This is a genomic window from Mesorhizobium sp. CO1-1-8 (assembly GCF_020164875.1).
In the GTDB taxonomy this organism is placed as follows: Bacteria; Pseudomonadota; Alphaproteobacteria; order Rhizobiales; family Rhizobiaceae; genus Mesorhizobium.
Genome location: NZ_JAIUGZ010000004.1, coordinates 417876 through 440255 on the forward strand (window position 1 = coordinate 417876; position 22380 = coordinate 440255).

A 22380-nucleotide genomic window follows, 5' to 3' on the forward strand; every position below is an offset into this window, starting at 1 on the left:
TCCATGCCGCATCACATCCTCGTCGCCGACGATGACCCGCACATCCGCGAGGTGATCTGCTTTGCCTTGGAGAAGGCCGGCATGAAAACGACAGGAGTGGCCGACGGTGCCGCCGCCTTGCAGGCGATCGGACGCCGGGCGCCGGACCTCGTCGTGCTCGATATCGGCATGCCGGAAATGGACGGGCTGGAGGTCTGCCGGCGGCTGCGGCACACATCCGATGTGCCGGTGCTGTTCCTGTCCGCGCGCGACGAGGAGATCGACCGCATCCTCGGGCTCGAAATGGGCGGCGACGACTATGTGACGAAACCGTTCAGCCCGCGCGAACTGGTCGCCCGCGTCAACGTCATCCTGCGGCGCGCCCGCCGCCCGGCGGCGCCCGAACCGGCCGACGACAGGCAGTTTTCGCATGGCAAACTGGCTCTTGCGCCGGCCAGCCATGCCGCCAGCTTCGACGGCAAGCCGCTTGCCCTGACAGGAACAGAGATCTCGATCCTGAAAGGGTTCCTGGCGCGGCCCGCGCATGTGCTCGACCGCGACGCGGTGATGGCCAGCGCCTATGCCGCCAACATCCACGTCGCCGGCCGTACCGTCGACAGCCACATCCGCAACATCCGCGCCAAGCTGGCAGCCGTGGGTTGCCCCGATGTCATCGAGACGGTGCATGGTGTCGGCTTCCGGCTCGGCCGATGCGGCTGACGACTTCCAGCAAATGGATCGGCCGCAAATGGCGGCCTCGGCTTGCCACGGTCGTCGTTGCCATCCTGATCCTGGTGATGGCCTTGCCGCTGGTCGGCCTGTTCTTCTTCCGCCTCTACGAGAACCAGCTGATCCGCCAGACCGAGGCGGAGCTGATCGCGCAAGGGGCAGCTATCGCGGCTATCTATGCGCAGGATGTGCGTGACGCCGGTATACCCGTGGGAAAGCTCGGCGCGCCGATGCCGGGGCCAAGCGGGGAGTCAAGCCGAAGCGTCAATCCGGACCCGCTCTACAGGCCAATCGAACCGCAACTCGACCTTGCCTCGGATTATGTGCTGCCGACCCGGCCGGCGGCGATGCCGGCGATCGTCGATCCCGTCTTTGCCGCGATCGGCACCCGCCTGTCCGGCATTCTCGACGCCACCCAGAAAACCACGCTGGCCGGCTTCCGGCTGCTCGACCCCCGGGGGGTCGTCATTGCCGGGCGCGGCGAGGTCGGCCAGTCGCTCAGTGCGGTCGAGGAGGTGCGTGCAGCACTTGCCGGCCACTATGCCAGCGCGCTCAGGCTGCGCATTCCCGACCAGCCGACGCCACCGCTCTATTCGGTCAGCCGCGGCACCAAGGTGCGTGTCTTCGTCGCCCTGCCGGTCGCCGTCGACGGCCAGGTCGCCGGCGTCGTCTATGTGTCGCGGACGCCCAACAACATCATCAAACATCTCTATGGCGAACGCGGCAAGGTGACGTTGGCGGCAATCGCCATAATCGGCGGCACGCTGCTCATCGGCATGGTTTTCCTGCGTACCGTCAGCCGGCCGATCTATGCACTGATCGACCGGACCGAGCGCATCGCTGCCGGCGACCGCACGGCGATCCGGCCGCTCGACCATCATGGCACGCGAGAGATGGCGGAGCTGTCCGCAGCCTTCCTCGACATGGCCGAGAAGCTTCAGGCACGGTCGGACTCAATCCAGACTTTCGCTACCCATGTCTCGCACGAACTCAAATCGCCGCTGACAGCGATCCAGGGCGCAGCCGAATTGCTGCGCGATTCCGGTGGCGCGATGGACGATACGGAGCGGCGGCGCTTTTCAGACAATATCGTCACCGATGCCGGACGGCTCAATCTGCTGGTTCGCCGCCTGCTCGACCTGGCGCGCGCCGAAAACCTGGCGCCGAGCGGCGAAAGCACATCGATCGATGCGGCGCTGGCGCTGCTGCCCGTCGACAACAGGCTGGCGGTTCGCGTCGGAGCCGGCGGCGACATCAGATTGCGCATATCGGCCGAAAACGCGGCTATCGTGCTGGCCAATCTCATCGACAATTCGGCCAGGCACGGCGCGACGCAGGTTTCTGTCTCGGCTACGAGCGCCGGCGGCATGGCGAGCATCCTGGTCAGCGACGATGGGGCCGGCATTTCGCCCAGCAACCGGGCGCGCATTTTCGAGCCGTTCTTCACCACGCGGCGCGAGCAGGGCGGCACCGGCATGGGGCTTGGCATCGTGCTGGCCCTCCTGAAAGCGCATGATGGTATGATCGTGCTGGTTGACAGCGAACGCGGCACGCGCTTCGAGATCATTCTGCCGGTGGCGTGAAGGACACCATCGGCCGGATCGGAGAAAAAATGCGCTACGACATCGTCATCATCGGCGGAGCCATCGTCGGCTCCTCGGTCGCCTATTACCTGCGTGAGCAAGGGTTTTCCGGCACGATCGCGCTGGTCGAGCGTGATCCGCAATTCGCGCATGCGGCAACGACGCTGTCCATGGCCTCGATCCGCCAGCAATTCTCGATCCCGGAAAACATCCGCCTGTCGCAGTTCACGCTGAAGCTGTTCCGGCGGTTGAAGGAAGAGTTCGGGAATGACGCCGATATCGGCTTTCGCGAGGGCGGCTACCTCATCCTTGCCGGCGAGGACGGATTGCCGATCCTCAAGAGCAATCACGAGGCGCAGATCGCGGAGGGTGCCGACATCGTGCTCGAGGATGCCGACCAGCTTACGCGCCGGTTCCCGTGGCTGTCGACCGAGGGCATTTCAGCCGGCGCTTATGGCCGCACCGGCGAAGGCTGGTTCGACGCGCATGCGATGCTGACGCTGTTCCGCAAGGCGCTGCGGCAGAAGAAAGTCGATTTCATCGCCGCCGATGTCACCGGCATCGCGCGCGATGGCAACCGCGTCACGGGAGTGAGCCTCGGCAATGGCGAGACGCTGGAGGCTGGCATCGTCGTCAACGCCGCCGGCCCGAACGCCGGCAAGGTGGCTGCCATGGCCGGGCTTGAGCTGCCGGTCGAGCCGCGCAAGCGCAATGTCTTCGTCTTCGAGGCGCGCGAGAAATATGCCGACATGCCGCTGCTGGTCGATCCCTCCGGCATCTATGTTCGTCCGGAAGGCTCGGTCTACCTCACCGGCGGCGCCGAACCGGAGGAAGGCGACTGCGCACCCGATCCCGGCGACTTCGAGGTGAACTGGCCGCTGTTCGAAGAGGTGATCTGGCCGGTGCTGGCGACCCGCATTCCCGCCTTCGAGGCGATCAAGCCGACCCGCGCCTGGGCCGGCCACTATGACTACAACACGCTTGACCAGAACGCGGTGATCGGTCCGCATCCCGAAGTCGGCAATTTCATCTTCGCCAACGGATTCTCCGGCCACGGCCTGCAGCAGGCGCCGGCGGTCGGCAAGGCGCTGGCCGAACTGATCGTGCATGGTGGCTACCGCACGGTGGATTGCTCGGCGTTTGGGTATGAGCGGGTGGCGGAGGGAAGGGCGTTCCGGGAATTGAACGTGATTTGAGCTGGCCCGCGTCTAGATGATCATCGCATCAACCTTGAGGGCATCGCCAAGTCCGTGCCCTGCCGCCGTGTTGTCGAAAATGCACCAGGCCTCCGCGCCCGAAGCCGCCGCATTCACCTGCCGAGCGATCCGGTCGAGCGTTTCAGCATCGTAGTCCGAATAGTAGACGCGCGGCGCGCCGTGCCAGCGGAAATAGGCAAGGCCGGGCCAGCCGCCCGGCACGGCCGCTGCAGGGACCGCAGCCGGGTCGGCGGCGACGCGCGCGACCTGGCAAGTGGCCAGAAGCGCAGCGGCCTTCGCATCGAACCAACTTGGATGGCGCGGCTCGCAGACCAGCCTTGCCTGGGTTCGCAACCTCAGCATGCCGAAGAACTCGCCGGCGACGTCCGGCTCGAACGGCAGGCTCGGCGGAAGCTGCACCAAAAGCACGCTCAGTTTTTCGCCGAGACCTCCGACCTGCTGGAGAAAGGCCTCGGTGACCATCCCGCAGTCGGCGAGACGACGTTCGTGCGTCATCGCCTTCGGTGTCTTGACGGCAAAGCGGAAATGCTCAGGGACGGAACGCGCCCAGCGCTCATAGGTCTCGCGACGGTGCGGCTTGTAGAACGAGGTGTCGATCTCGACGATCGGCAGGCGCTGGGCGTAACGTTCGAGATGCGAGCCAGGTTGCGGGAAATCATCCTTGTATCGGGTCGGAATCCCCCAGCCGGCCGTGCCAACGAAGCATCTCTGCTTTTCCATCCTTGCGATGTGGATCAAGCGGAACGCAGATCAAGACACTGCGGTCATCGGCACGTGGGCTGGCCTCAGCCCTTGCGGTCGAACCAGAAGGCGTCGGCCATGTGCTTCATGCCGATACGTTCGTAGAAGCCGACGGCGTCGGGCATGGAGATCAGGCTGATGGCGACCGATGGTCCAAGCTGCCGCCGCGCCTCGTCCATCAGGCCCTTGCCGATGCCGAGCCCTTGCCCTGATTGGGAAACGGCGAGTTCGGAGATGTAGCAGACCCAGGAAAAGTCGGTGATCGCCCTGATAACGCCGATCAGCGGCTTGCCCTCGATGTCGAGGCGCGCGGTCAGCACCAGATTGGCGCCCGACAGCATCGCCTGCAGCCTGATGTCGTCATCGATGGGGCGCGTCTCGCCCAGGCCGGATTCGACCAGAACGCGACGGAATTCGCCGATGTCGAGCGCGGCCTCGCGTGTGTAGAGGACGTGTGGGTTCTTTGCCATGGCCGCCAGATTGCATCAGATGGCCAGGATTTCGAAGCCATTTTTGAGGTGGTTCAGTTTCAGCGCGTGGCATGATACAGCCATTGCGGCGGCCCGTAGCTCAGGGGAAGAGCGCCAGCTACATGCTGGAGGCCCCCGGTCGAGACGGGGCGGGTCGTCGCCAGATTTCGTGCACGAACAGTTGCCTTTTATTTGCCGCCGGCTTTGTGTAAACCGTGCCTCAGCAAGTTCCCCCGCAACGAAAACACGGGCAAAAGCCATGGAAAAGTTCACCAAGCTCACCGGCGTCGCCGCTCCGATGCCGATCGTCAATGTCGACACCGACATGATCATCCCGAAGGATTACCTCAAGACGATCAAGCGCACCGGGCTCGGCACCGGCCTGTTTGCCGAAATGCGCTACAAGGACGACGGTTCGGAAAATCCGGATTTCGTGCTCAACAAGCCGGCCTACCGCAAGGCACAGATCCTGGTTGCCGGCGATAATTTCGGCTGCGGTTCCAGCCGCGAGCATGCGCCGTGGGCGCTGCTCGACTTCGGCATTCGCTGCGTCATCTCGACCTCGTTCGCCGACATTTTCTACAACAACTGCTTCAAGAACGGCATCCTGCCGATCACCGTCAGCCCCGAGGATCTGGAAAAGCTGATGGACGACGCCTCGCGCGGTTCCAATGCCACGGTGTCGGTCGACCTCGAGACCAAGGAAATCCGCGGACCGGATGGCGGCGTGGTCAAGTTCGACCTCGACGACTTCAAGCGGCACTGCCTGCTCAACGGGCTCGACGATATCGGCCTGACCATGGAGAAGGCTGGCGCCATCGCTTCGTTCGAGAAGCGCAACGCCGAACAGCGCCCCTGGGCCTGAGCGGCACGCTCCGGGCGGCCGGCCGCTTCAGGCCGGGTTCGTTGCGACTGAGTGGAGGACAGTCATGACACGTTCGCTTCTTGCCGGCGTTTGCGGGCTGGCCTTGTTGCTGGGGCCAACCGTGAGCGCGTTTGCGCAGACGCAGGCACCCGCCACACAGCAGGCTCCGGCGACGGAGCAGCCGTCCGCCGATCAGGGGACGAACGCCGCCGATGCTTCCGATGACGACAAGCAGGCCCCTGTCCCATTCGAAGGCGGCACGCTGACCATCACCCAGAAGGAACAGTATGGCGAGAAGGTGCTCGCCTATGACGGCCAGCAACTGGCCAGCAATTATGACGTCTTCTTCGACAAAATAGTCGAGGTCGGCGGCGTCAAGGTGGCGCTGTTCGATGTCGGCGACGGCGGCAACCAATGCGGGCCGGCGACGGTGATCGTCTGGAAACCGGATGGCGGCACGATCCAGAGCACCACGGTCGAGCAGGACCAGTGCGGCGCGCCGCCCTCGGCAGTGTCCGACAACGCCATCTATTTCGTCCCCTATCTGTTGCCGGGAGATCAGAAGCCGGCTTTGCAGTGGTCGCCGACCGACGGGCTGACGATTTCGGGCAATCTGACCTACATGCCGGAACCCGGGACGGACTGGAAAGACATCGATCCGGAAAAGTACCAGAACATCATCGACGCCTTCCACAACGAGGCCGTCTACAGGCTAGCTGAGTCGCTGCTCGGCAAGGACATGCCCGACATGGCGACCAGCCTGCTGGTCGGCGGCGGCACGGAAAAGACCGCTTCGGGCGCCTTCTATGCCAGCGGCTGCGTGCCGCATGATTGCGGCGGCAATGACGGCTTCATGGCGGTCGACCCTGCCCAGCACAGGCTCTACTTCGCCCGCCGCGGCGACAAGCCGGAGCCAGATGCCTGGCCTGATTTGGCGACATGGCCGGCCGATGTGAAGGAGGCGCTGGATAAGGCACTGGGGTCGGCAAACTAGGGCTTTCACAGCAACCGCCCGCCGACATCGAAACGGTTTGCACCGCCAATCCATCCGCGTTGGCCCATGGTCAGCCCTGCCCCTTCCCTGCAAAATCTCCGCAACCATCGCGAGGACACCCATGCGCACACTCATCTCCACCGGTTCGCCCTTCGAAAAGACCGCCGGCTATTCGCGCGCCGTGGTGCAGGGCGAATGGTGCTTCGTGTCTGGCACCACTGGCTATGACTATGCGACGATGACGATGCCGGAGACGGTGGAGGCGCAGACGCGGAATTGCCTGGCGACTATCGGCAAGGCGCTGAAGGACGGCGGCTTCGAGTTGGCTGACGTGGTGCGGGCGCATTACTACATCACCGACCAGGCCTTCGTGGACATCGTCTTCCCAATCCTCGGCGAGACGTTCGGCGACATCAGGCCGGCGGCGACGATGATCGTCTGCCAGCTCAACAGACCGGAGATGAAGATCGAGATCGAGGTGACGGCGCTGCGGCGCACGGAATGAAAGTCCGACGATGAAAGTCCGGCGCATCGTTGCCAACATCGAGACATCGGATGTCGCGGCGGCGAAGCGCTTCTACCAGGACGTGCTCGGGCTCGATGTGCTGATGGACCTTGGCTGGATCGCCACCTACGGCTCGCAAGCAAAGATGGATGTCCAGGTGAGCTTCATGGCACAAGGCGGTTCCGGCACGCCGGTGCCCGATCTCTCCATCGAGGTCGATGATGTCGATGCGGCGCTCGATGCCATGAAGGCGGCGGGCTTTGCCATCGAATACGGACCGGCCGACGAGCAATGGGGCGTGCGGCGCTTCTACGTCCGCGATCCGTTTGGCCGGCTGGTCAACGTTCTCTCGCATCGGTAGGCGGGCAGGACTCTCTTCCGACGCTGGCGGGACAGCACCCCCCTTTGTCCGCCGGACAGAAGAGGTGTGAAGGATCTCGGCGCTCGTCCCCTTGCGCACGGGCCGCTTGGCGTTTAGCAAAGCGCCGGTTCAAATTCTTTCCAGGACGGTTTCTCCATGGCAACGAAGCATCTTTTCCTGCTCCCCGGCGACGGCATCGGTCCGGAGGCCATGGGCGAGGTCAAGAAACTGATCGCGGTCATGAACGACAAGCTCGGCAGCGGGTTTACCACCGATGAGGGGCTGGTCGGCGGCTGCGCCTATGACGCGCATGGCGCGGCGATCTCCGATGCCGACATGGAAAAGGCGATGGCGGCCGACGCGGTGCTGTTCGGCGCCGTCGGCGGTCCGAAATGGGATGCGGTGCCCTACGAGGTGCGCCCTGAAGCCGGCTTGCTGCGGCTGCGCAAGGACATGGAGCTGTTTGCCAATCTGCGCCCGGCCATCTGCTATCCGGCGCTGGCGGCGTCCTCCTCGCTCAAGCAGGAGGTGGTCCAGGGTCTCGACATTTTGATCGTGCGCGAGCTGACCGGCGGCGTCTATTTCGGCGAGCCCAAGCAGATCATCGATCTCGGCAACGGCCAGAAACGCGGCATCGACACGCAGGTCTACGACACCTTCGAGATCGAGCGCATTTCGGGCGTCGCCTTCGAATTGGCCCGGACGCGCAAGAACCACGTCACCTCGATGGAAAAGCGCAATGTGATGAAGTCGGGTGTGCTGTGGAACGAGGTCGTCACCCAGACCCACAAAACGCGCTATTCCGACGTCAAGCTCGACCATATGCTGGCCGATGCCGGCGGCATGCAGCTGGTGCGCTGGCCAAAACAGTTCGACGTCATCGTCACCGACAATCTGTTCGGCGACATGCTGTCCGACATTGCCGCCATGCTGACCGGCTCGATCGGCATGCTGCCGTCGGCCTCGCTCGGCGCGCCTGATGTGAAGACCAAGAAGCGCAAGGCGCTGTACGAGCCGGTGCACGGCTCGGCGCCCGACATTGCCGGCAAGGGCATTGCCAACCCGATCGCCATGATCGCCTCCTTCGCCATGTGCCTGCGCTATTCCTTCGGCATGGTCGAGGAAGCCGACCGCGTCGAAGGCGCGATCGCCGCCGTGCTTGATCAGGGCTTGCGCACCAAAGACATCATGTCCGACGGCATGACCGAGGTCGGCACCGTTGAGATGGGCGACGCGATCATCGCCAAATTCCTGGGGTGATCCCATGGCGGTCGACGTCCGCTGGGCGACGATCGAGGACGCAGCGGCACTCGCGGCCATATTGTGCGAGATGGCGGAGCATTACCGGCAGCCGCCTCTCGATGCCGACCGGGCCCTGTCTGCCGCACGCAAATGGCTTGGCGAGGAAAGCCCCGCCTATCCGCATTTCGCGCTCGCCTTCGTCGACGGCGACGTCAGCGGCCTGGCGTCGGTGGCGATCGCGCATCCAGGTATCGATCTCGAACGGTTGCTGTTCCTGAAAGACCTGTTCGTGTGCGAAAAGGCCCGCAACGCCGGCATCGGCCGGGCGCTGATCGGCTTTCTTGCTGATCATTGCCTCAACCACGGCATCGGCCGCATCGACCTGACCACCGAGGACTGGAACGAGGGCGCACTGCGCTTCTACGACCGGCTTGGCGCCGAGCGCCACGGCCAGAAGGTCTTCCTCAGGCTTTCGGGCAAGGCGCTGAAGACGGCTAAACTCTGACGCCTGCCGGCACTGGTCCCCATGGGTTTTCGCCCACCTGGGACGGCGCAAGCCCCAAGACCGGCAAGGCTACCGCGCCGATAGCCGGAATGAAGCAGGGCAGCACAAACCAGCCGCTCACACCGACATCGTGCAAACGCCGCACGGTAAGCGCGATCCATGGCAGGCCGAACGCCAAGGCGAAGACAGCGGCGGGTAGGAATCCGATCGACGTCCTACCCGCATTGATGCCGAAGCCGTTGACGGCCAAATTGACGAGTATCCCGAAGCCAAGAAGCGCCACCAGCACAAGATTAAAGCATAGCCAAAAGGCCCAGAATTCCTTGCGGCGGGCGCGTCCGTTGAAATTGAAATAGTTCACGCTCACCGTGTTCCGGAAGTATCCCCACAGTCCCGTGGAACGCGTGGGCTGGTTTTCGGCGGTACGGCTGGGCTGGCCGGGGGGTGACGAGGGGGCGGCCGAACTCGCGGTGACGATATTGTGCGCCGCGCCGTCATCCGGCTGGAATTCGACGAGGGCGCCGCTGACGAGGGCCACCCCAGGAGTCAGATCGTTACGGGTGAAGAAGTAACGCTTGCCGTCAACTCCATTGATGTAGCCGTAGTCCTGATCCTTGTCGTAGTGAAGCACCGCGCCCCGCATGTTTACCCCCCATCCATGCTGCGATAGGGAATACTACCCAGGGTTGCTTAGGATTGCAATATGCACGTCGCATTAAATCCCAACGCCCGCCGGCACCGGTCCCCACTGGTTTTCCCGGGCCTGTGTCGGGATCAGTGCGAAGACCAGGATGATCAGGCTGCCGATGGTCGGGATCAGCACCACCAGATAAAGCCAGCCGGACAGCCCGATGTCATGAATGCGGCGAACCGTCATGCCGAGGCTGGGCAGCAATGTCGCCAGAACGAAGGTGCCGCAAAGGCCGACGGTTACCGCCGCCGATACGCTGCTGTCGAAATTACCCATTTCGCTGTCGGCGAAAAGACCGATGCCGCCGATGACCAGCAGCGAGACCACCCAGAACAGGAAAAAACCCCAATATTCCTTGCGGCGGGCACGCCCGGCGAAATTGAAATAGTTCTGCGTCACGCCACGCCAGAAGTAGCCCCAGAGATCGGTGGGCTCGGCCGGCTCGGAAGACCGGCCGAAGTGCTGCGCGGGAGGTGGGGCCGCCGCAGGCGGAGCGCTGGACTGGGCCGATGCCGCCTTGATGCGGGGCTCGTCCGGTGGAGCTGTCGGGGCGGCGATGGAAAACACGTCGCGCGCCTGCCCGCCGCCTGGCTGGAATTCGACGACGGTACCGTTGGGCATAGCGGTTTCCCGGCGTAAACTCTCGCGGGTGAAGGTGTAGCGGTTCCCGTCAGATCCGGTGATGAAGCCGAACCCCTGGTCGCCGTCATAGTGAAGCACTTCACCGCGCATAGGCCACCCCTCTTGCCACGTCCCCGCCAAGATGTGGCACAGGGCCGAGCCGATGGGCAAGACCGCATCCGGGATGCGGCCGACGTCATTGCGGGCGGATGAGGCTCGTTGCCGGTCCTACGAAGGCCGCTTCTTCACCTTCTTGTGCTTGGGCGCGCCGGTGGTGTCGAATTTCGGCTTGCCCGGCTTCTTTGCCCATGGCTTTGCGTCATGCGCGGCGGCCGGGCGCTGATCGACTGCTGCCGGTGCACGCTTCTCGAATTTGCGTTTCGGCGCGTTGGGGTCGAACGGCGCCTTGCCGCGATGCGGCTTCTTGTCGGGGCTTGGCGGCTGATAGCCGGCGCGCGACAGATCCGGCGTACCCTCGAGCCGCTTCACCAGGATGTTGCCTTGCAGCTTGCGATCGGGACCGATGGCGGCGAGGAAGCGGTCGGCCCAATCGGCTGATATCTGCACGTAGGTCTCTTCCGGCTGCATCTTGATGGCGCCGATCTCGCGCTTCGAGATGCTGCCGGTGCGGCACAGCATCGGGATCAGCCAGCGCGGCTCGGCATTCTGCCGGCGCCCGATCGACAGCGAGAACCAGACGCTGTCACCGAAATCGTCGCGGCGGCTGGGCGCCTCGTCGCGACGCGCGAAACCTTCGCCTGCCGGTCTTTCACGCGACGGCGTGAAGGGCGCGATCTCCATGAGGTCCTCGGGGGCCGAGCGGCTGGCGCGGCACTGGCGCACGAAGGCGGCGGCCACCTGCTCGGCGCCATGCCTGGCGAGCAGCGCGTCGATGAAACCGCGCTCGTCTTCCTTCACCGGCTCGTCGAAAGCCGGATCGGCAAGGATGCGCTCGTCGTCGCGCCGCATCACGTCGTCGGCCGAGGGCGGGCTCGCCCAAGTCGCCTTGAGGCCGGCGTTCTGCAGCAGCCGTTCGGTGCGCTTGCGGGCGCTGTTGGGCACGATCAGCGCGCTGACGCCCTTGCGACCGGCGCGGCCGGTGCGGCCGCTGCGGTGCAGCAGCGTTTCGGGATTGGTAGGCAGGTCGGCGTGGATGACCAGTTCGAGGTTGGGCAGGTCGATACCGCGCGCCGCGACATCGGTGGCGATGCAGACTTTTGCGCGGCCGTCGCGCATTGCCTGCAAGGCATGGCTGCGCTCGTTCTGGCTGAGCTCGCCGGAGAGGGCGACGACGGAGAAGTTGCGGTTGTTGAAGCGCGCGGTCAGATGATTGACGGCGGCACGCGTGTTGCAGAACACCAGCGCGTTCTTGGCTTCGTAATAGCGCAGCACGTTGATGATGGCGTTCTCGCGGTCGGGCTGGGCGACGCTCAGCGCCCGGTATTCGATGTCGAGATGCTGCTTCTCCTCGCCGGCGGCCGAAATGCGCACCGCATCACGCTGATAGCCCTGGGCGAGCGTGGCGATCGAGCGCGGCACGGTGGCCGAGAACATCAGTGTGCGGCGTTCGGCAGGAGCGGCGTCGAGGATGAATTCGAGGTCTTCGCGAAAGCCCAGATCGAGCATCTCGTCGGCCTCATCGAGCACCACCGCCTTCAGCGCCGACATGTCGAGCGAGCGCCGGGTGATGTGGTCGCGCAGCCGGCCCGGCGTGCCGACGACGATATGGGCGCCGCGCTCCAGCACACGCCGCTCCGAGCGCATGTCCATGCCGCCGACGCAGGACGCCACGGTTGCGCCGGTCAGCTCGTAGAGCCATTCCAGTTCGCGCGTCACCTGCAAGGCGAGTTCGCGCGTCGGCGCCACCGCCAGCGCCAGCGGTGCCGCGGCGTGGCCAAAGCGCTCCGCGCCCCCAAGCAGGGTCGGCGCCAGAGCGAGACCGAAGGCCACCGTCTTGCCGGAGCCTGTCTGCGCCGAAACCAGCGCATCAGCCTCGCCGAGCTCGGGTGCCACGACTGCCTTCTGGACGGGCGTCAGCTCGGAATAGCCGCGTTTCTCCAGCGCCCTGGCAAGCGCTGGAACAAGTGCTTCGAAGTTGGACATCTCACTCTTTCGGAATTTTAGGGTCCGCGCTCATCACGGAGCACATGCCGGGGCGGGCCTAGCGCCAGCCAAACAATCTTGGCCGTTCGTACTTCGCGCAGCCGCGATTGTACAGGGCGCGCGCAAAACCAGGCGCCGCTCGGCAATTGACTCTTGACGCAAACCGCGTAAAAGCCGGCACCGAACGGGACAGTTTCGATGCGCGGCCTTTTGATGGCTCCTCTTGCATTCGATGCCCCCAGCCTCAATGCACATCATTGGGCCGGGCGCGTCGGCGCGTCTCCTCGTTCCAGCAAAACTATGGCCAAAACCACCACCAAAACGGTGTGATTCCCTTGGCCTAACCACCCTCTCCCGGGTTCGGCCCGGGGGACGGAACCCGCACCGGCCAGCGGGTTTCTCCAAAAACCAAGCGGAGAGGGACAGGAGATTTTTCGATGAGTTTCAAGGTAGCGATCGTCGGCGCCACGGGCAATGTGGGCCGGGAAATGCTCAACATACTGGAAGAGCGCGGCTTTCCGGTAAGCGAAGTCGTGGCGCTGGCGTCGCGGCGCAGCCAGGGCACGGAAGTATCGTTCGGCGACCGCACGCTGAAGGTGAAGACGCTCGACCAGTATGATTTTTCCGACACCGACATCTGCATCATGTCGGCTGGCGGCAGCGTCTCCAAGGAATGGTCGCCGAAGATCGGCAAGCAGGGCTGCGTCGTCATCGATAATTCGTCGGCTTTCCGCTACGACCAGGACGTGCCGCTGATCGTGCCGGAAGTGAACCCGGACGCGATCTCGCTCTTCACGCGCAAGAACATCATCGCCAACCCGAACTGCTCGACGGCGCAGCTGGTGGTGGCATTGAAGCCACTGCATGACTTCGCCACCATCAAGCGCGTCGTCGTCGCCACCTACCAATCGGTATCGGGCGCCGGCAAGGAAGGCATGGACGAACTCTTTACCCAGACCCGCGCGGTCTTCGTCGCCGATGGCGTCGAGGTCAAGAAGTTCACCAAGCGCATCGCCTTCAACGTCATCCCGCATATCGACGTCTTCCTCGACGACGGCTCCACCAAGGAAGAGTGGAAGATGGTCGCCGAGACCAAGAAGATGCTCGACCCCAAGATCAAGCTGACGGCGACCTGCGTGCGCGTGCCGGTGTTCATCGGCCATTCGGAAGCGGTCAACATCGAGTTCGAAAAGCCGATCACCGCCGACGAGGCGCGCGACATCCTGCGTGAGGCGCCGGGGTGTCAGGTCTTGGACAAGCGCGAGGACGGCGGCTACATCACGCCGCTGGAATCGGCCGGCGAGGACGCCACCTTCATCTCGCGCATCCGCGAGGATTCGACCATCGACAATGGCCTGTCGATGTGGATCGTCTCCGACAATCTGCGCAAGGGCGCGGCGCTGAACGCGGTGCAGATCGCCGAGCTTTTGGTCGAGCGCGGCCTGATCCAGCCGAAGAAGAAGGCGGCTTGATTTTCGCTCACGGGCCGCACCGCCGCTAGCGCGGCTGGCCCTCCGCGGGGGCGCCGGACGACCGGCGGCCCGCGGTCGCGGGCTCGGCCTGCGGCCGGGATGCTGAAGGTTTGCGAAGGCATCGATGAAGGTCGATCTCCCACGAGGGGGAGATCGGCAGCTCTGGCCGATACGCTACGCTCTGTTCTCCTCGGCCAACTCCATCAACAGCTCCAGCGCTTCCTCCGCCCTGTCGGCCGGCACGAACAGATGGTCGTGGTAGAAGGCCGAGACCGGATTGACGCCCATGCCGGCGGTGGCCAGGCGCGTGGTGATGACCGCGAGGAAGCCGACGGCTTCCAGCGACGAATGGATGTTCAGCGTCAGCATCCGGCAGCGGAACGAAGCGGTCAGTGCCGCGGCGCTGGCCTCCTCCTCGGTCACGATCAGTGTCACGCCCTCGCGCTCGCGAAACACCATCACCGGCTCAACGCCTTCCGGCCGAGGAACGCCGGGTGCCAGCGTGACGAATACATAGGCGCCGGCGAGCAGCTCCGGTCTCATCGATGCCAGCAGTGTCTTCAGATCGGTTTCGCCGGCCATGTTTGCTCTTTTCGACTGGAGACCCGGACAGCGGCCCGGATCTCCTCAGTATGCGCGTCCATCGACCGCCGATAGCCTGCAAGGACGACATGGCGATGTCGCTGACGGCCGGGCTCCGCCGGCCTGTCGTATCGCACTATCGCTTTGATTTGACGCAATCCCCAAGGGAAACCGTCTCACACTTTTCCTGGGATTGCTCTAGAGACGCTGAGGGCCGATGCCGGTCCGTGAAAGGCCTTCGATGATCGTTCGCCCGCGCCCCACATTCCTGCAGCTGTTCTTCATCATGCGCGGTTCGGTCGTGCCACGCATCCTGCCGCAGATATTGGGCTTCGCGCTTTATTCGGCGATCATCCTGGCCGTGGCGCGCCGGTTCCAGCTTGATTTCAGCGTCTTCAACATCACGCCTTTCGGCTTGGTCGGCGTGACATTGTCGATCTATCTCTCGTTCCGCAACAACGCCGCCTACGACCGTTGGTGGGAGGCGCGCAAGCTGTGGGGCGCGCTGGTCTTCGAAATGCGCAACCTGGCCCGCGCCACCACCAGCCTCATCCCGGACCAGACCGAACAGCGCGCCTTGCTGATGGAAGCGCTCGCCTTCTGTCATTTCCTGCGCGGGCAGTTGCGCAAGATCGACAGCATGAAGGAAGCCCGTGCCTTCATCGACGCCGAGGCGGACAAGGCCGCAGCCTTTTCCAATCCGGCGGACGAGATGGTCAGGCGCATGGGCCGGCGTGCCAATGCGCAGCGCCGGGCGGGCGACGTCGACACGATCGGCTTTCGTATCCTCGATGAGAGGCTCGCGTCGATCGCCGCCATCCAGGCCGGCTGCGAACGGATCGCCGGTACGCCCTTGCCCTTCGCCTACACACTGCTGGTGCATCGCACGGCCTATATCGTCTGCCTGCTGCTGCCGATCGGCCTGATCTCGACCACCGGTTGGGCGACGCCGCTGTTCACGGCGTTGATCGCCTATACTTTCTTCGGCCTCGACGCGCTGTCGGAAGAGCTTGAGGATCCGTTCGGCACCGAAGCCAACGACCTTGCACTCGACGGCCTCTGCCGTGTCTGCGAAATCTCGGTGTTCGAAGCGCTGGGCGAAACGCCGCCGAAGATGATTCCGGCGGAAAAGTTCTATTTTTCGTAGGCGAAGGCGCGCGGGCTTAAAAGAATCCGCCCCGCTGTCGGATCGCGGCCCCATGCCACGTCCTTGGGTCGACCCCAGCGAAAAGGGCTCGAGCCACCAGGAGGGACCGTCATGAGCATTTCCGAAGCCGCGCCCGTATCGCCGGGCGCTTTGTGGACCGGCCGCGCGCTCTGGGCGTCATCTGCTGTTCATGATCTTCGACGGCGCCATCAAGCTGCCGCCGCTCGATATCGTCACCCAGACGATGGTGCCGCTCGGCTGGCCGGCCGATCCGAATGTCGCGCGCATGCTTGGCGTCATCGGCCTGATCTCGACCGCACTCTATGCGCTGCCGCGCACCGCGGTGCTCGGCGCCATCCTGCTCACCGCCTATATGGGCGGCGCCATCGCCACCAATGTCCGCGTTGCCAACCCGCTGTTCTCGCACATGCTGTTCGGCGTCTATCTCGGCATTATCCTGTGGGGTGGCCTGTATCTGCGCGATGCCAGGGTCCGCGCGCTGATCCCGTTCAGCCGATAGATCCGATCGAAGCATCGCTTTCAACTCGAAGCCTGGAACCCTTTGCCGGGCAATGTCTTAGGGATCGAATCGCCGAGTTGCGAGTTAGAGATTCGCCTGGCGGCGGAGGCGGCCCCTATCGGAGAGGAACGACGATGAAGAAAACGATGCTTTTGATGGCGCTGCTGGTGCCGCTCGGCGCCTGTTCGCAGACGGAAAAAGGGGCTGCCGTGGGCGGCCTAGGCGGTGCCGCGGTCGGCGCAGCGGTGGCTGGAGACCCGGTGCAGGGCGCAGTCGTGGGAGGCGCTGTCGGTGCGGTGGCCGGGGCGCTGATCGGCCATGCAAGCGAAAGCGGCCAATGCCGGTACCGCGATCGCCGGGGCCGCGTCTACATCGACCGCTGCCCGAGCGGTTATTGATTGGCAGCTCTTACAGACAGAACCGGACAGCAAAACGGCGGGCCTTGGCCCGCCGTTTCCTGGATGCGATAGGGCAATACTTATTCGGCGGTGGCGGCTTCCGCCTCGGCCGGTGCAGCCGCGGCAGCTGCAACAGCGGCCGCGGCGTCTTCCTGCGCCTTCTTCAGAAGGGCAGCGCGTTCCTGCGCCTTCTTGCCCGGCTCGGCCTTCTTCGGGTTGGAGCGGGCGTCGCGCTTGACGAGGCCGGCCTCGTCGAGGAAGCGCAGCACGCGGTCGGTCGGCTGGGCGCCATGCGCCAGCCAATGCTTGACGCGGTCGGCGTCGACCTTGACGCGTTCGCCGTCCTTGGGCAGCAGCGGGTTCCACGAGCCGATCGACTCGATGAACCGGCCGTCACGCGGCGAACGGGCGTCGGCGATGACGACGTGGTAGTAAGGACGCTTCTTCGAGCCCGCACGGGCCAGTCGGATCTTCAAGGGCATTTCTTTTCTCCTAAAATTCGTTGATTGGGTTTCAGTTGGTTTTCATCACGCCGTTGGAAGCGGAAGCGGCGATCTGTTCGTGGTGGCGGATCACTTCGCGGACGACGAAGTTGAGGAATTTTTCCGCAAAATCCGGGTCGAGATGGGCATCCTTCGCCAGCTGGCGAAGCCGGGCGATCTGCTGCTGTTCGCGTGCCGGGTCGGCCGGCGGCAGGCCATGCGTTGCCTTCAGCACGCCAACCGCCTTGGTGCAGCGGAAGCGCTCGGCCAGCATGTGGATGAGAGCTGCGTCGATATTGTCGATCGAGGCGCGGTAATCGGCCAGGAGGGCGCGGGCGTCGGCCATGTCCTTTTCTTCGTTCATGGCGTCCTCACTTCTTCTTGCCAAGGCCGGGTAGGCCGCCGCCCATTCCGGGCAAACCGGGGAGCTTCATGCCGCCGGGAAGGCCAGGCATGCCACTGGGCAGGCCGGGCAGGCCACCGCCGCCGGGAAGGCCTTTCATGCCACCGCCAAGGCCGGCTGCCTGTGCCTGCTTCTGCAAGGCTTCGAGCTGCTTGGGGTCCATCTTCGACAGGTCCGGCATGCCACCCATGCCCCCGGGGCCGCCGGGCATCATGCCGCCGAGGCCCATCTTGGAGGCGAGGCCGCCCATCATGCCGCGCATCAGGCCGCCGCCTTTGCCCTTGCCGCCCATTGCCTTCATCATGTCGGCCATGCCGCGATGCATCTTGAGCAGCTTGTTGATTTCGGCCGCGTCGGTGCCGGAACCGGCGGCGATGCGCTTCTTGCGAGAATGCTTGAGCAAATCGGGATTGGCGCGCTCTGCCTTGGTCATCGACGAGATGATGGCGAGCTGGCGGCCGAACATCTTGTCGTCGAGACCGGCGGCGGCCATCTGGTCCTTCATCTTGCCCATGCCGGGCATCATGCCCATGATGCCGCCCATGCCGCCCATTTTCGACATCTGCTGAAGCTGGCCGGCAAGGTCGTTCAGGTCGAACTTGCCCGACTGCATCTTCTTGGCCATCGCCGCCGCCTGTTCGGCGTCGATGTTTTCGGCGGCCTTTTCGACGAGCGAGACAATGTCGCCCATACCGAGGATGCGGTCGGCGATGCGCTTGGGGTGGAATTCCTCCAGCCCGTCCATCTTTTCGCCGGTGCCGATCAGCTTGATCGGCTTGCCGGTGACGGCGCGCATGGAGAGTGCAGCACCACCGCGGCCATCGCCGTCCATGCGGGTCAGCACGAGGCCGGTGATGCCGACGCGCTCGTCGAAGCTCTTGGCCAGGTTGACGGCGTCCTGGCCGGTCAGCGAATCGGCGACCAGCAGGATTTCATGCGGGCTCGACACCTTTTTGATGTCGGCCATCTCGACCATCAGCGGCTCGTCGATATGGGTGCGGCCGGCCGTGTCGAGGATGACGATGTCGTGGCCGCCGAGCTTGGCCGCCTGCACGGCGCGGCGGGCGATGTCGACCGGCGACTGGCCGTCGATGATCGGCAACGTGGCGACCTTGACCTGTTCGCCAAGCTGGCGAAGCTGCTCCTGCGCGGCGGGGCGCCGCGTGTCGAGCGAGGCCATCAGAACCTTCTTGTTCTGACGCTCGGAAAGGCGCTTGGCGATCTTGGCCGAACTGGTCGTCTTGCCGGAACCCTGCAGGCCGACCATCATGATGACGACCGGTGCCGGGGCATTGAGATCGATGGCGACGCCTTCGGCGCCGAGCATGTCGACCAGTTCGTCATGAACGATCTTGACGACCATCTGGCCGGGCTTGATCGACTTGACCAAGGCAGCGCCGACGGCCTTCTCGCGCACCTTGTCGGTGAAGGAGCGCACCACTTCCAGCGCAACGTCGGCCTCGAGCAGCGCACGGCGCACCTCGCGTAGCGCTGCCGAGACATCAGCCTCCGACAGCGCGCCGCGGCCGGTGAGGCCGTTCAGGATCGAACCAAGACGTTCCTGTAGCGATTCAAACATTCGTTTTCCTTTTCCCTGGCATCCGGATGGTGCCCGAGAGGTAATGCGTTCGCGCCCAATATCCAACCAAAAGCCGGTCCAACCAAAAGCCAAAACCAAAAAGCACCCGGGGGCGCTCAGCGCTGCCGGGTGTTGGCCTCCAGGATCGATTTACAGCACTTCACCTCAAAGAGGCTTCGGCGTCCTGGTCGGCTTGCTCGGAGGGATACTCGTCGCGGAATTCGGGGCGTGTAGACAGGAAATCGGACGCGGAGTCAAGACAAAGACCGGATTGCGTCGTTCCCGGGCCTGCATCAGGCCGTGCTCGCCCGGTCCGGAAGCTCGGCGGCGACCTTGAGCGGCGAACGCGGATGTAGAAGCAGCACGACGGTCAGCAGGCTGCAGGCAATGCCGATGAAGGCGATGAGAACCGCATCCGACGTCGCCCAGCCTGGTCCTTCGAGCGGCCTGGCGTTGAACAGGACGAAGGAATTGTAGCTTTCCTGATGCGAGATCAGCAGAAAGCTGGTCAGGTTGTTGCCGAGGTGAGCACCCAGGGCGGCGCCGAGATTGCCGGTTGCGTAAACCACAAGCGTCAGCAGCATCGCGAAAGCGGCGATCGACGCCAGCACACAGGCGTTGATCGCGGCCGAGGAACTCGCGCTCCAATGGAGAGAGGTGAATAGCAGAGCCGGCAACAGCGCCCAGACGAACGGGCTCTTGAACCGGCTGGCGAGGCCGCGCAGCAGGTAGCCGCGAAACAGCAGCTCTTCCGACGAGGTCTGCAATAAGGTGAGTGCGGCGATCGGGATCGCAAACAGCAGCCAGGATGATAGGCCGATCGGGCCGCGCGCGATCTGCGGCTGCAAGAGATAGAGCAGGACCTCGGATATGAACGATGTGATCAGCACCCCGGTCACCCCCTTGAGGAAGCCGGACCATGAAACACGTCGGCTGTTGCCGAGCAGCGCCGACAGCTTCTCGCCATGCACCCAGCGCATCGCGACCCATAGACCGATCCAGATGCCGGCGAACGAGACGAGCGCGGTGAGGATGCCAAGGGGCGAAGCGAGGAAACCCTGCATGCCGGATGATGGGGCCGCCTGCCAGGCGAAGAAGGCATAGGTGCCGCCGACCAGCACGGCCACGGTGGTTGCTGCCCAAAAAAGGACGACGATCCCCGTTCCGAGCAACAGGCGCGGCAAGGTCGTCCTGGCGTTCGGCGAATGCCTGTAACGCTCGAAGGGGGCCGGATCGATGGTCACGCGGGCTCCTTGCCAAAGTCATCGCCTATTGACTAGCCGATGGCCCGCAAAATCGGAATCGTTTTCTGCAAAGGACACCGCTCAGGGCAGCGTCGGCGCCGGAGAGGCGACGCGCTGCGGTGCCGCCGGCTGGCGGCCGCTGCGGTCGCAGCGGCCGCTTGTGCCAATTGTCGTCAGCGCACGACGTACATGATGCGCCGCGTCTGCGGATCGATCAGTGCCCGCTGGCCGTTCACATAGACATAGCGGTAGTTGTAATCCGGAATTTCGCGCAGCTCGACGGTGTCGGGCAAGGTCGCGCCGGTCACCACCTCGCCGTCGAGATAGATGGGATCGAGGCTATGCGTGTCGACATAGGTTCTAATTTCGGGCGGGGGTGGGGGGAAGGCGTCCACGACCGGCTCACCGGCAACGATCGCGCCGGTATAATCGGTCGAGTAGTTGCCGATGTCTTCCGGCGGCGAGACGACGGCAACACTGGAGCGCCGTTCCGTCAGCACCACCCGACTGCCGCCAATATCGGCTGTCACATAGTCGGAATAGACCCAGCCCTGGCCGCCGGCCTCGGCTATGGTGCACCATTTGCTGTTTTCGATGCAGCCATTGAGCGTTGCCGACTGGCCGGCGGCGAGCACGCCGATCACAGGGTATTGCGGGCCGGGCCCGGCGCGCACGTTAAGATCGGTGACGGCTGAGACGGCGGTATCGGCGAACGCGGCACCCGACATCGCGGTCAGCATTCCGGCGACCGCCGGAAACAACAGGGATTTCATAGTTTCTCTCCGTTTCATAGTCCCTCGCCAGCGAAAACGGGTCAGTGGCCTATGCGTTCCCGCTAAAACGCCTGCACCAACTCACGATTTGTTCCCGCTTCTTTCGGCAAATCGGTCAGAAGTTCGTGAACGAAGGCCAATTTGCGCGCCGTGACGTCCGAGATGACGAAGGGATAGAGGTCAGGTAGGCCCATGCAACGGTTGATCGAATTGGAGGCTTCCGACAGCACCAGCCAGCGGGCAAGGATCTTTTCGAAAGACTCGGGCGCGGTCGGCGGCTCCGAGGGTGCGGCCTGCAATTCGCCGCCGGTGTCGCCGCGCGGCAAGTCATTGGCCTCCACCGTCTCCAGCCGGCCGAGCGGAAAGTTCAGTGCGTGCACCATTTCCAGCGTGTCGGTGATGTGCAGGTGGTGAGCCCAGGTCTCGGCCCAGTCCTCCCAAGGATGCGAGGTCGCATAGGCCGAGATGTGGCCTTGCTGCCAGTCGGGCGGCGCACCATCGGCATAATAGGCCTTCAGCGCCTGTTCGTAATCGGCGCGGTCATCGCCGAACAGTGCGCGGAAAGCTTCGAGCCTGTGCGGATCGTCGCGGATCAGGCGGTCCCAGTAATAGTGGCCGAGCTCATGGCGGAAATGGCCGAGCAAGGTGCGGTAGTTCTCGCCCATCTCGACGCGCCGCTTCTCGCGCTCGGCCGAATCCGCCTCGGCGACGTTGAGCGTGATCAGGCCATTGTCGTGGCCGGTCAGAATCCGCTCGCCGCCGGGACCGCCGCCGATCGGATCGGCGAGGAAGTCGAACGCCAGGCCGATCTCGTCGGCGGGGTTCTGCTTGGGCGCCACCGGCAGCCCGAAGGCCAGCAGCGAATAGATGGCGCGCTTCTTCGCCGCTTCGACACGGATCCAGCGGCGGCGGTTGCCGTCGACGGAGAGGTTCGGGATCAGCTGGTTCAGCACGCAGGCGCGGCAAAAAGCGTGACCCGGTTCCGCCATCCAGTTGCAGGCGCATTCGTCGGCGTTGGTGCACTGGAAGATGCCGTCGACGCCCGCCAGCGCAAAGCGCGCGTGCTCGGGATCGTAGAGCACGGGGTTCCCGCAGTTCAGGCACTGGGCGTTCTCGAAATAGATGCGATGGCCGCAATGCGGGCAGTCGAAAAGTTTCATGTCGGTCTCAATTC

The 22380-nt window shown here is 64.2% G+C and carries 24 protein-coding genes and 1 pseudogene; 13 read left to right on the forward strand and 12 right to left on the reverse strand.

The features are described 5' to 3' along the window. Positions 1-3: 3 nt before the first annotated feature. Genes LB558_RS11005 through LB558_RS11015 form a run of 3 tightly spaced genes read left to right on the forward strand, consistent with a single transcriptional unit; the run spans position 4 to position 3487 of the window. A complete protein-coding gene (locus tag LB558_RS11005) occupies positions 4-699 on the forward strand; it encodes a response regulator transcription factor (protein ID WP_224697575.1) in 696 nt (231 codons plus the stop codon). Then, positions 690-2291, forward strand: coding sequence for an ATP-binding protein (locus tag LB558_RS11010; RefSeq protein ID WP_224697576.1), 1602 nt, complete (start codon positions 690-692; stop codon positions 2289-2291). Before LB558_RS11005 ends, LB558_RS11010 begins: the two co-directional genes overlap by 10 nt. 29 nt (positions 2292-2320) lie before the next feature. Continuing rightward, the gene (locus LB558_RS11015; protein ID WP_224697577.1) at positions 2321-3487 is read left to right on the forward strand and encodes an NAD(P)/FAD-dependent oxidoreductase; all 1167 of its coding nucleotides are present in this window, start codon (positions 2321-2323) and stop codon (positions 3485-3487) included. A gap of 12 nt (positions 3488-3499) precedes the next feature. Here LB558_RS11015 and LB558_RS11020 read toward each other — a convergent pair whose 3' ends face one another. Both LB558_RS11020 and LB558_RS11025 read right to left on the reverse strand, forming a co-directional pair. Further along, positions 3500-4228 carry a DUF72 domain-containing protein gene (locus tag LB558_RS11020; protein ID WP_224697578.1) on the reverse strand — a complete coding sequence of 243 codons (729 nt, stop codon included), beginning with the start codon at positions 4226-4228 and terminating at the stop codon, positions 3500-3502. A gap of 65 nt (positions 4229-4293) precedes the next feature. Continuing rightward, positions 4294-4719: a GNAT family N-acetyltransferase gene (locus LB558_RS11025; protein WP_224697579.1), complete on the reverse strand. Its 426-nt coding sequence runs from the start codon at positions 4717-4719 to the stop codon at positions 4294-4296. 259 nt (positions 4720-4978) lie between these two features. Here LB558_RS11025 and leuD point away from each other — a divergent pair, with 259 nt between their 5' ends. From leuD to LB558_RS11055, 6 genes are all read left to right on the forward strand, one after another. Continuing rightward, complete coding sequence (leuD, locus tag LB558_RS11030) at positions 4979-5584, forward strand: 3-isopropylmalate dehydratase small subunit (RefSeq protein WP_224697580.1); 606 nt, start codon at positions 4979-4981, stop codon at positions 5582-5584. A 64-nt stretch (positions 5585-5648) separates the two neighbouring features. Further along, positions 5649-6578 (forward strand): hypothetical protein, encoded by a 930-nt coding sequence (locus tag LB558_RS11035; protein ID WP_224697581.1) that lies wholly within the window; start codon positions 5649-5651, stop codon positions 6576-6578. A 121-nt stretch (positions 6579-6699) separates the two neighbouring features. Beyond that, entirely contained in the window at positions 6700-7083 is a 384-nt protein-coding gene (locus tag LB558_RS11040) for a RidA family protein (RefSeq protein WP_224697582.1), read from the forward strand. 10 nt (positions 7084-7093) lie between these two features. After that, positions 7094-7444 (forward strand): VOC family protein, encoded by a 351-nt coding sequence (locus LB558_RS11045; RefSeq protein WP_224697583.1) that lies wholly within the window; start codon positions 7094-7096, stop codon positions 7442-7444. Between the two features lie 156 nt (positions 7445-7600). Beyond that, on the forward strand, positions 7601-8704 hold the full coding sequence (gene leuB, locus LB558_RS11050; RefSeq protein WP_224697584.1) for a 3-isopropylmalate dehydrogenase: 1104 nt from the start codon (positions 7601-7603) through the stop codon (positions 8702-8704). 4 nt (positions 8705-8708) lie between these two features. Then, positions 8709-9191 carry a GNAT family N-acetyltransferase gene (locus LB558_RS11055; RefSeq protein WP_224697585.1) on the forward strand — a complete coding sequence of 161 codons (483 nt, stop codon included), beginning with the start codon at positions 8709-8711 and terminating at the stop codon, positions 9189-9191. Here LB558_RS11055 and LB558_RS11060 read toward each other — a convergent pair. From LB558_RS11060 to LB558_RS11070, 3 genes are all read right to left on the reverse strand, one after another. Next, entirely contained in the window at positions 9181-9834 is a 654-nt protein-coding gene (locus LB558_RS11060) for a DUF805 domain-containing protein (RefSeq protein ID WP_224697586.1), read from the reverse strand. The two genes, LB558_RS11055 and LB558_RS11060, sit on opposite strands and share 11 nt — an antisense overlap. 72 nt (positions 9835-9906) lie before the next feature. Further along, entirely contained in the window at positions 9907-10614 is a 708-nt protein-coding gene (locus LB558_RS11065) for a DUF805 domain-containing protein (protein WP_224697587.1), read from the reverse strand. A 117-nt stretch (positions 10615-10731) separates the two neighbouring features. Next, positions 10732-12606, reverse strand: a complete 1875-nt coding sequence (locus LB558_RS11070; protein WP_224697588.1) for a DEAD/DEAH box helicase — start codon at positions 12604-12606, stop codon at positions 10732-10734. Between the two features lie 437 nt (positions 12607-13043). Here LB558_RS11070 and LB558_RS11075 point away from each other — a divergent pair, with 437 nt between their 5' ends. Beyond that, positions 13044-14078, forward strand: coding sequence for an aspartate-semialdehyde dehydrogenase (locus LB558_RS11075; protein ID WP_023814446.1), 1035 nt, complete (start codon positions 13044-13046; stop codon positions 14076-14078). Between the two features lie 174 nt (positions 14079-14252). Here the strand turns inward: LB558_RS11075 and LB558_RS11080 are convergent, their stop codons facing one another. Then, positions 14253-14660, reverse strand: coding sequence for an ACT domain-containing protein (locus tag LB558_RS11080; protein ID WP_224697589.1), 408 nt, complete (start codon positions 14658-14660; stop codon positions 14253-14255). A 241-nt stretch (positions 14661-14901) separates the two neighbouring features. Between LB558_RS11080 and LB558_RS11085 the strand changes: the two genes are divergently transcribed. The 3 genes and pseudogenes from LB558_RS11085 (at position 14902) to LB558_RS11095 (ending at position 16725) form a co-directional block, all read left to right on the forward strand. Beyond that, positions 14902-15807, forward strand: coding sequence for a bestrophin family protein (locus LB558_RS11085; protein ID WP_127261572.1), 906 nt, complete (start codon positions 14902-14904; stop codon positions 15805-15807). 111 nt (positions 15808-15918) lie between these two features. Next, positions 15919-16327 (forward strand): annotated as a pseudogene (locus LB558_RS11090) (DoxX family protein). A gap of 134 nt (positions 16328-16461) precedes the next feature. After that, on the forward strand, positions 16462-16725 hold the full coding sequence (locus LB558_RS11095) for a YMGG-like glycine zipper-containing protein (RefSeq protein WP_224697590.1): 264 nt from the start codon (positions 16462-16464) through the stop codon (positions 16723-16725). Between the two features lie 80 nt (positions 16726-16805). Here the strand turns inward: LB558_RS11095 and rpsP are convergent, their stop codons facing one another. The 6 genes from rpsP to LB558_RS11125 all read right to left on the reverse strand — a co-directional run bounded on the left by rpsP (position 16806) and on the right by LB558_RS11125 (position 22366). Next, on the reverse strand, positions 16806-17207 hold the full coding sequence (rpsP, locus tag LB558_RS11100) for a 30S ribosomal protein S16 (RefSeq protein ID WP_013528800.1): 402 nt from the start codon (positions 17205-17207) through the stop codon (positions 16806-16808). Positions 17208-17238: 31 nt separating this feature from the next. Then, positions 17239-17571, reverse strand: a complete 333-nt coding sequence (locus LB558_RS11105) for a chorismate mutase (RefSeq protein WP_224697591.1) — start codon at positions 17569-17571, stop codon at positions 17239-17241. Positions 17572-17578: 7 nt separating this feature from the next. Next, on the reverse strand, positions 17579-19189 hold the full coding sequence (gene ffh / locus LB558_RS11110) for a signal recognition particle protein (protein WP_224697592.1): 1611 nt from the start codon (positions 19187-19189) through the stop codon (positions 17579-17581). 293 nt (positions 19190-19482) lie between these two features. Then, positions 19483-20433, reverse strand: coding sequence for a CPBP family intramembrane glutamic endopeptidase (locus tag LB558_RS11115; RefSeq protein ID WP_224697593.1), 951 nt, complete (start codon positions 20431-20433; stop codon positions 19483-19485). Between the two features lie 173 nt (positions 20434-20606). Further along, positions 20607-21206 carry a DUF1236 domain-containing protein gene (locus LB558_RS11120; RefSeq protein ID WP_224697594.1) on the reverse strand — a complete coding sequence of 200 codons (600 nt, stop codon included), beginning with the start codon at positions 21204-21206 and terminating at the stop codon, positions 20607-20609. Positions 21207-21268: 62 nt separating this feature from the next. Beyond that, positions 21269-22366 carry a putative zinc-binding metallopeptidase gene (locus LB558_RS11125; RefSeq protein WP_224697595.1) on the reverse strand — a complete coding sequence of 366 codons (1098 nt, stop codon included), beginning with the start codon at positions 22364-22366 and terminating at the stop codon, positions 21269-21271. Positions 22367-22380 lie beyond the last annotated feature (14 nt).

Coding starts and splice junctions, on each gene's coding strand:
- LB558_RS11005 (WP_224697575.1), top strand. CDS start 4: ATGCCGCATCACATCCTCGTCGCCGACGATGACCCGCACATCCGCGAG.
- LB558_RS11010 (WP_224697576.1), top strand. CDS start 690: ATGCGGCTGACGACTTCCAGCAAATGGATCGGCCGCAAATGGCGGCCT.
- LB558_RS11015 (WP_224697577.1), top strand. CDS start 2,321: ATGCGCTACGACATCGTCATCATCGGCGGAGCCATCGTCGGCTCCTCG.
- LB558_RS11020 (WP_224697578.1), bottom strand. CDS start 4,228: ATGGAAAAGCAGAGATGCTTCGTTGGCACGGCCGGCTGGGGGATTCCG.
- LB558_RS11025 (WP_224697579.1), bottom strand. CDS start 4,719: ATGGCAAAGAACCCACACGTCCTCTACACACGCGAGGCCGCGCTCGAC.
- leuD (WP_224697580.1), top strand. CDS start 4,979: ATGGAAAAGTTCACCAAGCTCACCGGCGTCGCCGCTCCGATGCCGATC.
- LB558_RS11035 (WP_224697581.1), top strand. CDS start 5,649: ATGACACGTTCGCTTCTTGCCGGCGTTTGCGGGCTGGCCTTGTTGCTG.
- LB558_RS11040 (WP_224697582.1), top strand. CDS start 6,700: ATGCGCACACTCATCTCCACCGGTTCGCCCTTCGAAAAGACCGCCGGC.
- LB558_RS11045 (WP_224697583.1), top strand. CDS start 7,094: ATGAAAGTCCGGCGCATCGTTGCCAACATCGAGACATCGGATGTCGCG.
- leuB (WP_224697584.1), top strand. CDS start 7,601: ATGGCAACGAAGCATCTTTTCCTGCTCCCCGGCGACGGCATCGGTCCG.
- LB558_RS11055 (WP_224697585.1), top strand. CDS start 8,709: ATGGCGGTCGACGTCCGCTGGGCGACGATCGAGGACGCAGCGGCACTC.
- LB558_RS11060 (WP_224697586.1), bottom strand. CDS start 9,834: ATGCGGGGCGCGGTGCTTCACTACGACAAGGATCAGGACTACGGCTAC.
- LB558_RS11065 (WP_224697587.1), bottom strand. CDS start 10,614: ATGCGCGGTGAAGTGCTTCACTATGACGGCGACCAGGGGTTCGGCTTC.
- LB558_RS11070 (WP_224697588.1), bottom strand. CDS start 12,606: ATGTCCAACTTCGAAGCACTTGTTCCAGCGCTTGCCAGGGCGCTGGAG.
- LB558_RS11075 (WP_023814446.1), top strand. CDS start 13,044: ATGAGTTTCAAGGTAGCGATCGTCGGCGCCACGGGCAATGTGGGCCGG.
- LB558_RS11080 (WP_224697589.1), bottom strand. CDS start 14,660: ATGGCCGGCGAAACCGATCTGAAGACACTGCTGGCATCGATGAGACCG.
- LB558_RS11085 (WP_127261572.1), top strand. CDS start 14,902: ATGATCGTTCGCCCGCGCCCCACATTCCTGCAGCTGTTCTTCATCATG.
- LB558_RS11095 (WP_224697590.1), top strand. CDS start 16,462: ATGAAGAAAACGATGCTTTTGATGGCGCTGCTGGTGCCGCTCGGCGCC.
- rpsP (WP_013528800.1), bottom strand. CDS start 17,207: ATGCCCTTGAAGATCCGACTGGCCCGTGCGGGCTCGAAGAAGCGTCCT.
- LB558_RS11105 (WP_224697591.1), bottom strand. CDS start 17,571: ATGAACGAAGAAAAGGACATGGCCGACGCCCGCGCCCTCCTGGCCGAT.
- ffh (WP_224697592.1), bottom strand. CDS start 19,189: ATGTTTGAATCGCTACAGGAACGTCTTGGTTCGATCCTGAACGGCCTC.
- LB558_RS11120 (WP_224697594.1), bottom strand. CDS start 21,206: ATGAAATCCCTGTTGTTTCCGGCGGTCGCCGGAATGCTGACCGCGATG.
- LB558_RS11125 (WP_224697595.1), bottom strand. CDS start 22,366: ATGAAACTTTTCGACTGCCCGCATTGCGGCCATCGCATCTATTTCGAG.